9 protein-coding genes are annotated in these 13,801 nt (G+C 43.9%); 5 read left to right on the top strand and 4 right to left on the bottom strand.

Annotated elements, in window-relative coordinates:
* Positions 1 to 135: 135 nt before the first annotated feature.
* Positions 136 to 1,308: a YibE/F family protein gene (locus AC1DUA_RS04480; RefSeq protein WP_477498586.1), complete on the top strand. Its 1,173-nt coding sequence runs from the start codon at positions 136 to 138 to the stop codon at positions 1,306 to 1,308.
* A gap of 169 nt (positions 1,309 to 1,477) precedes the next feature.
* Here the strand turns inward: AC1DUA_RS04480 and AC1DUA_RS04485 are convergent, their stop codons facing one another.
* Positions 1,478 to 2,698, bottom strand: a complete 1,221-nt coding sequence (locus AC1DUA_RS04485; protein ID WP_477498587.1) for an MFS transporter — start codon at positions 2,696 to 2,698, stop codon at positions 1,478 to 1,480.
* A gap of 284 nt (positions 2,699 to 2,982) precedes the next feature.
* Between AC1DUA_RS04485 and AC1DUA_RS04490 the strand changes: the two genes are divergently transcribed.
* The 4 genes from AC1DUA_RS04490 to AC1DUA_RS04505 are packed head-to-tail and all read left to right on the top strand — an operon-like array spanning position 2,983 to position 9,606.
* Positions 2,983 to 3,939: an ABC transporter permease gene (locus AC1DUA_RS04490; protein ID WP_477498588.1), complete on the top strand. Its 957-nt coding sequence runs from the start codon at positions 2,983 to 2,985 to the stop codon at positions 3,937 to 3,939.
* Positions 3,940 to 3,962: 23 nt separating this feature from the next.
* On the top strand, positions 3,963 to 4,850 hold the full coding sequence (locus AC1DUA_RS04495) for a carbohydrate ABC transporter permease (protein ID WP_477498589.1): 888 nt from the start codon (positions 3,963 to 3,965) through the stop codon (positions 4,848 to 4,850).
* A gap of 54 nt (positions 4,851 to 4,904) precedes the next feature.
* Positions 4,905 to 6,494, top strand: coding sequence for a type 2 periplasmic-binding domain-containing protein (locus AC1DUA_RS04500; RefSeq protein ID WP_477498590.1), 1,590 nt, complete (start codon positions 4,905 to 4,907; stop codon positions 6,492 to 6,494).
* Positions 6,495 to 6,510: 16 nt separating this feature from the next.
* Positions 6,511 to 9,606 carry an alpha-mannosidase gene (locus tag AC1DUA_RS04505; RefSeq protein ID WP_477498591.1) on the top strand — a complete coding sequence of 1,032 codons (3,096 nt, stop codon included), beginning with the start codon at positions 6,511 to 6,513 and terminating at the stop codon, positions 9,604 to 9,606.
* A 52-nt stretch (positions 9,607 to 9,658) separates the two neighbouring features.
* Here the strand turns inward: AC1DUA_RS04505 and AC1DUA_RS04510 are convergent, their stop codons facing one another.
* The 3 genes from AC1DUA_RS04510 to AC1DUA_RS04520 all read right to left on the bottom strand — a co-directional run.
* A complete protein-coding gene (locus AC1DUA_RS04510) occupies positions 9,659 to 11,212 on the bottom strand; it encodes a response regulator transcription factor (protein WP_477498592.1) in 1,554 nt (517 codons plus the stop codon).
* A gap of 2 nt (positions 11,213 to 11,214) precedes the next feature.
* Entirely contained in the window at positions 11,215 to 13,035 is a 1,821-nt protein-coding gene (locus AC1DUA_RS04515) for a sensor histidine kinase (RefSeq protein ID WP_477498593.1), read from the bottom strand.
* A gap of 93 nt (positions 13,036 to 13,128) precedes the next feature.
* Positions 13,129 to 13,801: LacI family DNA-binding transcriptional regulator (locus AC1DUA_RS04520; RefSeq protein ID WP_477498594.1), on the bottom strand; the 673-nt coding region annotated here is incomplete at its 5' end.

A 13,801-nucleotide genomic window follows, 5' to 3' on the forward strand; every position in this document is an offset into this window, starting at 1 on the left:
GCTCAAGTGTAGCTCTTATTTTAGGAGCCATTTGGTTGCTAGAGCGGGTAATGACTATTTAATGAAGGAAACCTTGGGGCAAACAAAGTATAGAATCAGCATCCGACTACAGAGCTACTAATTTGGAGGTTTCCAATGCTTAAAACAAAGAAAGTAAGAGTTGTTCTTTTTATCCTGTTTCTATTGCTCGTTGGTCTATTTATGTACTTCTTTAATCACATTCCCGAAGCCAAGTACAATGAGCATGGTGATAAATCCTATACAAACTATGAAAAAGCAAAGGTTTTGAAGGTAATTAACGAGGAGCTAGTCAAGGATTCATCAAGGGGAGATTTATATTCGGGGTCTCAGGAGCTCGAGGTTAAAATTCTTTCGGGAGAGCATAAAGGTACCGTTCATACCATTACCAACAACGTGAGCGTATATTTAAACGTTATTGCAAAAGCAGGACAAACACTTATCGTGAGTGTCGATACGGCGAATGCTCAAAATTATCTGGTTAGCGTGTACAGCTATTATCGAGCTCCACTCTTATTAACGTTAACCTTACTTTTTTTTGCTACGTTGTGGTGGCTTGGTGGGAAAAGAGGCTTAATGTCGGTGGCAGGTATTATATTTACTTTTGCTTGTATTGTTTATTTATTTATCCCAATGTTATATAGGGGGTATTCTCCGATACTTGCCTCTGTACTGATTGTTATCCTGACAACCTGTGTTACTTTGCTATTATTGAACGGGTGGAGCTCGARATCCGTTGCTGCCATAATTGGGACGACAGTTGGGATGATCATCGCTGGACTCGTTGCTTATATAGCCGGTGATTTAGCCCATATTTCGGGGTATAGTACACCTGAAGTTGAAGTTCTAATCGTTGTTGCCGATCAAACCGGTATGCAGCTTAAAGGGTTGCTGTTCGCCGGCATTTTACTTTCTTCGCTTGGTGCCATTATTGACGTAGGCATTGCTATTGCTTCATCCGTTCATGAAGTCTATGTAACAAATCCTAATCTTAGCAAAAAAGAACTGTTTATATCCGGGATTAATGTCGGGCGAGATATGATGGGAACCATGGCCAATACCCTCATTCTTGCCTTTACAGGAACTACACTAGCTTCTCTAATGATCATTTATGTTTCCAATGTATCCAGTAATCAATTATTGAACATGAATATGATAACCATCGAAGTCATTCAAGGGATAACCGGATGTTTTGGGGTTGTCCTTACTGTACCAGTTGTGGCTTTTATTTCCTCGCGAATCATTCCTAATTTTGAAAATAAGGGAAATACTAGTGAAATGTCTGAATAGACACTTCAAACGCCGGAAATCATTTCGAAAGTTGAGCGAATCAAAAGCATTGATTAATAGATAAAGATACAAGAGGCCGCCAATGCGGCCTTTTTGATTTTGGGAAAGAGTGGCTGATGAAGGAATAAGACCGCTTGAGAGCGATGAGGCAGGTTGCTTTTCATACCTATCATGACTGATCGGATAGGGTGCGCATTTTTCGAAGTGATGGGAACAGGAACATCCAAAGTACAGCAATCGCTATTGTACCGATACCACCGACTAAAGTTGCCGGAACTGCTCCAATAAATCCAGCTAATGTACCCGACTCAAACTCTCCCAACTGATTAGAGGTACCGATAAAAAGGGAGTTAACGGCATTGACCCGACCCCGCATTTCATCCGGAGTTTGCAATTGTACGAGTGATGACCGAATGATGACGCTAATCACATCCGAAGCACCGATGAGGAACAATGCCACTAGGGAAATGAATAAATTGGTTGAGACGGCAAAAAGCATAGTTGCCAATCCAAAGACGGCAAGGGCTGCAAATAGCAAGTAGCCAACAGCTTTTTTCAGTGGATAATAGACCAAAACAATGGACATTAACAAGGCACCGATGGCTGGTGATGTTCGCATTAATCCTAGTCCCCATGGTCCCGTATGCAGGACATCCAGGGCAAAAATCGGCAGTAGAGCGGTGGCACCACCCAGCAGTACAGCAAAAAGGTCAAGTGATATCGTTCCAAGGATGATTGGTTGACGGTAAACGAACATGATGCCGGAGAACAGAGAACGTAGGGAAACCGGCTCGGATTTGCGCACTATAGGTTTTGAACGGATGAAGAAGGTTAGGATACCTGCGGTTAGAAGGGCAAGTGAGGCAAACGTATAAACGAAAGTAGCGCCTGCCCAATATAGTAATCCCCCCATTGAGGGGCCTAGTATCTGCGATAATTGTCCGACCGAGGTGTTCCAGGATATAGCCTGTTGAAGGAATTCCTTAGGTACTAATTGGGGCAACAAAGCTGAGGAGGATGGGCCTTCGAATGCACGGCAAGCTCCTAGAACGGCAGCCATGATTAGGATATGATTCTGACCTAACGAATGCGTAAGACTACCTAACAAAAGTAATAAGGCCATACCGGCCTCTACAATCTGGCATAGAAAAACTATATATCTCCGGTCATAGCGGTCTGCGAAATGTCCAACAACCAATGTAAGCAGAACCATTGGGAGAAATTGAGCTAGGCCAACAAGACCGAGACTGAAGGCGTCGTGGGTCAATTCATACATTTGCCAACCGATAGCTACGGAAAGCATCTGGAAAGCAATTGAGGATAACATTCGGGATACCCAATAGTTCTTATAAGAGGGAATTTGATGAATTGAACGGCTTGATGGGATCAAGGGTATGACACATCCTTTCAACTAATAACTCATAAAGTGTATTATATGCCTAACTCAAAATAGAAGTCTATAAGTTGCTCCCAGTTTCATTGAAGTAAAGAGTAGATGACTGTGATAAGATATGGAAAAAAGCGACAGTAAAAATACATCATTTTTTGTAAAGATAAATCATTAATATTATTTAATAAACGGGCTACAATTAATCCAAGAAATCATACAAGTGTGAGAAAGAAAGCGCATTCGCGAAGCGCGTGTCAAACTACAAGAGAAAGCAGGAGATGAGTATGAGCGTTGTTAATGAGCAGGTAGGAATAGGCATGCCTACTTCGCGAAAGAAAGCAGGGCTACTTCCAAAGTTAATCAAGCAGAAGTTTTTATTCTTGTTGTTAATCCCTGGCATGATATACTTTCTGGTTTTTAAATACGGCCCGATGTATGGGATTCTGATTGCCTTCAAAGACTATAGCCCGGTTGACGGCGTATTTGGCAGCCCATGGGTAGGTTTCAAGTATTTCCGAGAGATGTTGGAAATGAAATATTTCTGGACGGTTACGCTAAACACGCTGAAAATCAGCATCCTGAAGATTGCCATAGGGTTTCCAGCACCGATTATTTTTGCATTGTTGCTGAATGAGTTGGTTTCCAATAAATTTAGGCGAATTGTGCAAACGATTTCATATCTGCCACATTTCCTCTCATGGATTATTGTAGCCGGACTGATCTTTCAGCTTGTTTCACCCAGATATGGCTTGTATGGATTAATCAGCGACGCGTTTGGCTGGCAGCCTCGCATTTTATTAGGCAACGCAGATTCGTTCCTGCAAATCCTCCTGGTTTCTAATGTGTGGAAAGAAATAGGGTACGGCAGTATTATTTATTTGGCTGCTATTGCCGGGATCAACTCGGATATGTACGAATCGGCAGTCATTGATGGCGCGGGCAAGTTCAAACAATGTATTTATATTACGATTCCAAGTATTTTACCTACGATCTGTATGCTCTTTGTGCTAGGGCTGGGCGGTATTCTCGATGGTGGATTCGACCAGATATTTAACCTTTATAATTCCATCGTCATGCCAACTGCGGACATTATTGATACCTTCGTGTATCGGGTCGGCTTGGTCGATATGCAATATAGTTTCTCAACAGCAGTTGGGATCGCCAAAAGTGTCATTGCACTCATCCTTGTATTATTTTCGAATTGGATTGTTGGCAAGCTATCAAACTATACCGTTTTTTAATGAGGAAAGGAAAGAGTACGCTTATGAAATTAAGTATGAGTGAAAGGATATTTAATGGTTTTAATATAGCCTTCATGTTATTTATCTGCTTAACGATTGTTTTTCCATTCGTACAACAGGCTGTAATTTCAATTAGCCCTCCAGATGAGTCCAGTACAATTGGGCTTCACCTGTTCACAAACAATCCAACGTTCGATGCTTATAAACAGCTTTTTGCGACTGGCGCTTTACTTGAATCTTATTACTGGACGATTCTGCGTACGATCTTGGGAACCCTTCTTACGGTTGTTGTCTCGGCTATGCTTGCCTATCCGCTATCCAAACGATACTTGCTAGGTAGAAAATTGTGGATGAGTCTCATTATTTTCACGATGTTTTTTGGAGGGGGATTAATTCCGACCTATTTGCTGGTCAAAGAGCTGCATATGCTCAATACAATCTGGTCCTTGGTCATCCCTGGCTTATGCAGCGCGTATACCATTGTCATTATCAGGAATTTCTTTACATCTTTGCCTGTTGAGGTGGAAGAGAGCGCATACATAGATGGAGCGAACGATTTTTCCATATTCTTCACAATTGTTTTACCTCTATCTACGCCGATTATTGCCACTGTGACGTTATGGTCTATGGTTGGTCAATGGAATTCCTGGTTTGATGCCATGATTTATATATCCAATGGTGAAATTAAAGTTTTGCAAATTATTTTGAGAGATGTTCTTAATAATGCGCAGGATGCAGCGCTGGCCAATGTGATGGGGATTGAGAATGTCGATATGTCCGGTCAGCGATATACGGCAGAATCTGTGAAGGCAGCTATCTTGCTTGTCACCACGATCCCAATCATCATGGTGTATCCCTTTTTGCAGAAATATTTCATTAAGGGCATTATGATTGGTGCTGTGAAAGGCTAATATCGGTTTCAAGGCTTGTCCAAATAAATGATGAAAGTAAAGGGGAAATTGTCGATGAAATTTGTCAAAAATGTCTCTGCTTCACTTGTTTTGACCACAGCTGCTGTTGCTGTTCTTGCGGGTTGTACCTCATCGAGCAATAACACGGAAAAAGGAACGACGGAAAAGCCAACAATCAATATCTTTACGACAAGAATTCAGCCTAATCCCAATTCGGACGTTATTCGGCAGTTGAATGAAAAGCTGGGCGTTAACTTGAAAATCACAGCTGTGCCGGATGCGGATTATGACACGAAGCTGAACTTGTTCGTTGCGTCCGGTGAGATGCCGGATGTGTACGGCGGCTATGTTACAAGCAGCAAAGCGCTGTTTGACTCGGCAGCAATCTTGACAGAGGATGAAGTCAAGCAATACGCGCCCAACATCTATGCGTCATTTGTTAGCAGAGTAGGCAATCAGAAAAGCCACATCCTCGATCTATGGTCCAGAGATGGCAAGCTGAAGGGCTTCAACAACGGGGCACTGGGCAACTCCTTGCCATATGGCGTCGCCATTCGCTCCGACATTTTGAAAGAGCTTGGGGTGAGCATGCCCAAAACGATTGCCGATTGGGATGTCGTGCTCAAAAAGTATAAGGAAAAATATCCAATTAATTATCCGATCACGGTTCAGAACGGCGGAGAAGCGCAGGCGATGTATTATTTCTTATCCGCTTACGGTGTACGGCGTGACGCTTGGATTTATAAAGATAACCAAATTCAATATGCGCCATTCATGCCTGGTATGAGAGAAGCGCTGATTCAGCTTAACAAATGGTATAAGGCCGGCTATATCAATCCGGAGTACTACACGATGTATCAGAATACATCGACGCCAGTTGACGAATTTGTCAATAACAACGCGCTCTTCTACCAGTATTACAATACGACGCTCCAGATCACCCCGCCTTTTGATGAAGGAAGCATCGGTGCCAAGTTAACAGCGAAATATTCGAATGCCAAGCTGGAATGGGCGCCATTCCCGACCCTGGGGGACGGCAGCAAGGCGATTGTCGCCAACGCACCGATGTTCACCAATGTCGTCTTCTTCAATAAGAAGCTGGAGAAAGATCGGGACAAATTGCACAAAATTATGACGGCCTGGGATACCATTTTTGGCGATCCGGAGACATTTACACTTGCCAAGTATGGATTGAAAGAGAATCACTATACACTTGTCAATGGTTCGCCTGTGACCAAGCAGGAATACTCAACGAATGATGCCAAAGCCAAAGAAGGATTCGGCTGGCCATTTATGGGTGCTTTTGATGCCACGGATGACGTTAATGCCAAAGTGCTTCCTACTTTCGTAAAAGAGAACAGACAGAAGCTGCTGTTTGATGACAGTGGACTGTACAGCAAGAAAAATGTGGATTACCTCGTCACTACGGATAAACCGACGGTAGAGGGCCCGATTACCACTGAATCCGGTGAGAATCTAGATGGCAAGAACCAAACGTATGCAACACAATGGAACACCATGTTCACATCGGTCATCGTTGGCGAGAAAACGATTAATGATTTCGACGTTTTTATTGCGGACTGGAAAAAACAACTCGGCGATGAGTTAGTCAAGAACGCGAACAGACTGTATAACAAAAAGTAAGGAGAAAACTAAAGCTATGCTGAATGAAAAACAGACAGAGCGCATGCTAGGGAAGCTCAAGCGATTCGAGAAAACGATAGAGCCTTATATTTTCACCAAAGTAGACACGTTGGATGTAGAGATTTACCGAACGCCGGAGAGGTTGCATCACATACCGGAGAGCCATTTGTTCGTCCAGGCCAGTTCGGGCGAAGTATGGGGTGGTGAAGGGAATTATTGCTGGCTTAAAGGGACCTACAAGGTCAAGCAAGAGCTGAATAATCAAACGTTGTTTCTGAAACCGCATGTCGGAGGACATGAGACACTTCTCTGGGTAAACGGATCGCCTTCAGGCATATTTACATTAAGCCATGGAAACCACTACTGCGATTTGCTGAAGTCGAGTGTTCAAGGCGGAGAGCTCATTGACGTTGCACTGGAGTCTTATGCGGGGCATTTTTCAGCAGCAAGCCAGCCGTTGGCGGAATCTCCGCGCTCTGATTTCATGCACAAATACGATTCTGTCGAGGTTTGTGTGAAAAACCATCAGATGGCCGATTTTTATTTCGACCTGAAAACCTTTAATCAAATGGCTAGCGCCTTGGACAAAAATAGTTTTGTTAGAGCCAATATTATTAAAACTTTGATACAAATCCATGAAATTCTTTATTATTCCCCAGATAATATTGAGACCCACTTATTTGAGAAGGCCGTCTCGCAATCCAGCAAGCTTATTAAAACGTTATATCAATATAAGAATACCTCGTTGGCACCGATTGCGGCGGTCATTGGGCATTCCCATATGGATACGGCATGGCGTTGGACGATTGAAGAAACCGTTAAAAAGTGCGCGCGAACGTATGCGAATCAGATTAGTTTAATGGAGCAGTATCCAGAGTACAAATTTGTACAAAGTTCTGCCTATCATGGGAAAATGATATTGGAGCACTATCCGGAGTTGTTCGGAAAAATCAAAGCCGCAGTTAAAGAAGGACGGTATGAACCGAATGGAGCTGTATGGATTGAATGCGACGGCAATCTAGTCGGAGGGGAAATGATGCTGCGGCAGTTCGTATGGGGGCAGAGATTTACACGGGAGCATTTCGATTATACGTCGAATTGCTTCTGGCTGCCGGATACGTTCGGATACAGTCCTTCCATTCCCCAGATTATGAAGGGATGCGGGGTTGACTATTTCCTGACAACCAAGATGTCGTGGAACGACACGAATAAGTTCCCGTACGATACCTTCTATTGGCAGGGATTAGATGGAACGAGGGTGCTAACGCATTTAAATAAAACCCATTTGTGGCCGGACCCGGAAACATGCATTGACTCCGTAATGGACGGTCATCGATCCAAAGATGCAATCACGGATAAAACAGTGTCCAACATGCGCCTGCTGGCCTATGGTTATGGCGATGGTGGCGGTGGGCCGCAATTCGAAATGATTGAAATGGCGCGAAGAAGCAGCGATTTGGAAGGGTGCCCGAGAGTGGAGACGATGCTAGTAGGCGATTTCATGCAAAAGCTGGAGCAGTCACTTACGAACCCTCCCGTATATGCCGGTGAACTGTATCTCGAGCTTCATCGAGGAACGCTCACGAATCAACATACAATCAAACGCAATAATCGATTGTCCGAAATTCGTCTGCATGACTTGGAATATCTCACGGTTAGAGATGCGGTGAATCGTGATGCGATATGCCGTGATACCGATATCAGGCCGCTTGTGGAGACGCTGCTGATCAACCAATTTCATGATATTTTGCCAGGAACATCGATTCCAGAAGTGCATGACCGGAGTATTTCGGAAACGACGCACATTATTCAGCAAGCAGACAAATTAATCCAGCAAGTTGTGACTGCCAAACCTGTGGACARCAAAGTTTCGGTTATTAACACATTAGCTTTCGATCGCAATGATACGATCTACTTGCATGCTGTGGATGGCTGCGTGATCCAAGGAGATTATGCTCAGCAGCGGGTAACCGATCTGTGGGGATGCGAGCAGCTCGCTGTAGCTGGTCTAACGATCAATGCGCTATCCTCTGTGGTGCTGGAGCGGGTAGAAGGCGAAGTTGGGGAAGGCTCCTGTTTCCATTATGAGAACCATACGCTGGATACGCCGTTCTACAAAGTGGTTTTCGACGAAAAGAACTATATCCAATCGATGATCGACAAGAGCCTGAATAGGGAACTCAGAGGAAACGGCTATGCCCTGAATACGCTGCTCATGGCGGAGGATGTACCGACCGCTTGGGATAGCTGGGACATTGATGCGGATATTGAGATGAAGTTCAAGGATAACGCTGAATTGCTCTCAAGCGAAATCGTCTCGGATGGGCTCGTGGAATTTAGAATCCGCAATCATTATAAGCTGACCGCCAAATCGAGCTTGCTGCAGGACGTCATTTTCTACAGCGACAGTAAGCAAGTGAAATTCGAGACGTTGATGAATTGGCAAGACGATCACAGACTGCTCAAGACGGTATTTGATACGAGTGTATTTGCTGATTTTGCAAGACAGGAACTGCAGTTTGGCTACATCAAGCGTTCAACGACCCGTAATACGGATATTGAAAAAGCCAAGTTCGAGGTGTGCAATCATAAATACACCGATTTGTCTGAAACCAAGTACGGTGTTGCCATGTTAAACGACTGCAAATACGGCATATCTGTTCACCAGTCCCAGCTTGGACTAACACTTCATAAGGGCGGTTGTCGACCGGATTTCAGGGGGGATAAGGGCGAACACAGCTGCTCCTATGCGTTCCTGCCGCATCACAGCGGATTCGATGCAGACTCTGTCATCAAGCCCGCCTATGCGTTCAATTATAAGCCGATTATTGTTCCGGGTGCATGCAGCTTCGAATCATTTCTTCGCGTCAGCGAACCGAATATTATGATTGAAGCGATCAAGCCGTGCGAAGATAACGATAAGGCCTATATCATTAGGTTGTATGAGGCAGAGGGGACATATACCAATTCGACGTTGACGTTCGCGAACGATATAACCCAGGCTGCCGTAACGAATATGCTGGAGGAAGACATGGAGAAGCTAGAAACAAAGAATGTGATAGCGCTTAGTTTTAAGCCATTTGAAATTAAAACAGTCAAGATCAGCTATTGATGTGAAGCATCTCGAAAAAAAATCTGCCGAAATTGCACGGCAGATTTTTTTTTCATTCACGGCCATCCATAAATTGTTTTGGGCTTTTGCCGGTCAATTTCTTGAACGTTCGGCTGAAATGCTCAGGGGACGTGTAGCCTACTTTTTCACAAATCTCATAGATTTTCAGGTTGGACGATTTGATAAATTCAATCGCCTTGGTTATGCGGGTGTGGGACAAATAATCGGTGAAAGTAGTATCGCGTTTCTCTGAAAACAGGCGGCTAAGATAGCTGCTGTTGATATTAAACTTGTTGGCAACGGATTGCAGGCTAATATCTTGCATATAGTTTTCTTCCACATAGTGCTTAACTTGATTAATCATGGAGTTCTCGCCATTGTGGGACTTTACGACGGTAATTACGGAGGATAGCCATTTGTTGAGCGAGTCCAGATCGCCGTAAAATTTCAAATGCTCCTCGTACTTATTGCTTAGCTCGCGCAGCTCGCCGTAGAGGCCGTTCTGCATCGCAAAATCCATGAGAATAAAATGATATTTCATGTAGAGCTCTTTGATAGCTCGAATATGGCTGGCGCTCACGTTTTGAGGCGGGATGATGACGCTATGGATTTCCGGTTTACGCTTGTCAAAGAGGATGGCACTCAGCTGATCCTTTAAAATGGAAACTTGTTGCCGGCTATCGATCGCAAGTAGGCGCGTTTCTTCGAACTGCGCCGTGTAGGGAATGATGGAACCGTTGCCTGCAACGAAACAATAATCCACGGACAGCCTCGCCTCATGAAGGAGCTGCGGAAGCAAGGAGAAATTGAAGGAAACACGGCTCACCCCGAGATTGATCCGGAATCCGCTTGGGCGGAATGTGCCAAAGGCACTCCTTAAATGATGCATGATGCAAGATTCAGATTCCTGAGGGGCATAGAGCGTAAGGATTAAATATTCGAATGGCGACGTCTGAATGATTTCAACCTGCGCTTGACTGCTAGCGGTCAGGATCTCCTCGTTAGGAGAGAGGCATTCCGAGATGGCATTTTTCATGGATGCTTCTGGTGTAGAGGCAGTAGCATCAAGCTTGTTCAATCTTAGTAGAAGCAAGGTTAGGCGTCTTTTTTCATTGTTGCACAATAGTTCCTTCAAGGTGCTGATATCACTAGTCGTAAGATTCTCCACGGCCAGACGGTTTAGCAGCATTTCTTTCATCAGATCCTTGCTGGAGACGGCCGGCAATGTCGGGCGTTCGCTTAACCGCAGATTGGACAGCGTATGATTGATATGGTCTTCTGTCATTTCAGACTTCAATAAATAGTCTTTGGCGCCAAGAAGGAAAGCTTCTTTCACTAAATGAAAATCGTTAAAGGCGCTGATCACAAGAAAAGTTATATCGGGTCTAATCGCCAAAGTACCTTTGATCAACTGCAGTCCGTCCATGATCGGCATTCTTAAATCCGTAATCACCAGGTCTACGTGGTTGTCTTCCTTCATCCAATTATAGGCATCTTGACCATTAAAGAACTCGCCCACCAATTGAAGAGACAGGTCATCCCAATGAATCATGTTCTTAAGCATCTGTCTTACGTAAGGCTCGTCGTCAACAATAATGGCATTCATGGTTAGTTGGTACCTCCTTCGCGAATGAAATGGGCTTGGGCATCTTCCATATTGTCCAGTACGGGCAAAATAATTTTTACATTTGTGAAGAAACCGCTTGCACTCTCGATCTCGATTCCATAGGGTTCCCCATATTGGAGCCTGATTCTTTTATGAATATTAACGAAGCCGATGCGCAGCGAGTCTGAAGAAATCGTTGATTGATGAACGAGCAGATTGTCGATGATCTGGCTGGCGATTCCGATCCCGTTATCATGAATGGAAAGGATCAGGGTTGAGCTATTTTTCAAAAAGGAAGAGAGGATAATACTGGCTTTGGCACCCGTGTTTAAATTGTGGCTCAAGCCATGCATGATGGAGTTCTCAACTATAGGCTGTAAAATCATATGCGGTACAAGCAAATGCGCAGTTTGCTCTTCTATCTGGTACTCAACGTTTAAATGATGATCGTATCTCAGTTGCTGCAAAGAGATGTAGTCTTTAATATTTTGTATTTCCTCTCTTAATGCAATTACGTTGTTAGGATGACTGAGGGTATTTCTGAGCAGTCGGCTTAACGTAACCAGCATACTGGCTGTGATTTCATCCTTATGTTTCATTGCAGAAAAGCGTATGGAGTTAATTGTGTTATATAAAAAATGCGGATTAATCTGATATTTGAGCATATCAATTTCGGATTTGCGTTTTTGTCGTTCGATATCAATCGTTTGTCTAAATAAGTGGTCGATTCGCTCTACCATTTGATTGAATCCGCTTGCAATTTCACTGATTTCGTTTTTGGAATTGGGTATGACCGTCATTTTAATATTCATTTCTCCGACCTTTTTCATCGCATTGGCCAGACGCTTGATGGGAAGCAGAATCTCATTAGAAATAATAAATGAAAAGAGAAACATGAGGATCAGTAAAGCAGCTGCAAGAATGCTGGAAAAGAGAATGATGGATGAAGAAGCTTCCGTGACATGCTTCGAAGATGACAACTGGACGATGCGCCAATTCGTAACGTTCGATATATTTTGCAAACCGAAAAATTTATCGATGTACGAGATGTTGTTCGGGTTTTGATCGAGTGGAAGTTTTTGGGTCATTAAGGCAATTTGATGATCGCTAAGGGGGAGAGCATGATCATTTCCAGCAATGATTGTATYATCTGTATCCAAAACGCGAATGATGCTGTCAGCAAATCGAAGCTCATTGTTTAAGAGATCGTTCATCTTCTGCTGACTAACCAACAGGACAATTTGGCAAAGGATCTCAGACGGATTATTCCCCATAATGTTATAAATGTTTTTGGTGATCACCGAATATTTGCCTTCGAAGGAGCCGAAGGGAGTGAGTTGATTGCTAAACCAACGCATGTTGGGACTAGCTTCGGTGCTGACAATGATGGGATTATTGTTGAAATCATTCGTAACGGAAACAAAAGATTTGTAGCTGTAGACGACGCGTCCGTCGATGATGACCATGGCAGCAGAAATCACATCATCCGTTGCAAACAAGCTCTTAATTTGCGGGTCAAGGCTCGTCGTGCCGATGTACTTGGCATGTTGGATATTCCCTTGCTTGATATCGCTTAACGCAGGGAGAACGAAATTATAGAAAGTGGACGAATTCGAAAGAATGTCCATATACTTTTGAAATCTTAGATACAAAGCGTCGAGGGAAGCCTGACTTTGCCGCATATCAAATGAAATTGTATTGACAATCTCTTTTTGAGCGTTGGTTTTGATGGTGTAGTACGAATAATAGGAAAGCGCCAGAAGCGGGATAACGGCAAGGAAAAGGTAGGATAAGAAAAATTGATTTTGAATTTTTGTTTTCATTGGAATCAACCCCATCGATAAGTACTAATGTTATAAATGTTTATACAACATATTCATCAAATCCAGGAAGAAGCACCTCCTTCTGCGAGCGTTCTAGGATCGGGCAAGATTGGGGCTTACCGTTGAGCCGCGGACAATAAGCTGGCAGGGAAGCGTAAGGTTGCTGCGTTCTTGGTTAGGGTTCTGGATAAGAGAAAGGACAAGCTTAGCGGCTTCTCTGCCCATATTTTTCTCGTTCTGATCTATATAAGTAAGTGGGACTTCCGAAAGCTCAGACTTCTCATGGTTGTCGAAACACACAATTGACAGATCCCGCGGAACGACGAGATTCAAGTCCCGGGCGCCCTTCATTGCCAACTGGCCGATGGTCGAAGTTGTCGCTACGATGGCAGTAACATCAGGATTATCCAAGATATAATTCCTTATTTGATCGTAGATCGACAAACGGTTGTTAAGAATCAGTCGCAGCCGATAGTTGATTGACAGTCCGGCATCGCTCAAGGCCTGCTCGTAACCACGCAACCGATCCTCGATGCTCGTGGTGCCCGTAATCGCTGTGCTGAGAAAGCTGATCTGGGTATGGCCGAGACTTGTCAAATGCTTGGTTGCTTCATAAGCTCCAGTAAAGTTATCGGAACTTACGCAGTTGGCGTCGAGTCCTCGTAAATACCGATCTACGATGACAAACGGATAATCGCTTAAGGTCAACTTCAGAATTTCATTATTGAAAGTCTCGCCCTCCACCGGATAGATGATAATTCCTTTC

This window comes from Paenibacillus sp. 01T422 (assembly GCF_056398785.1).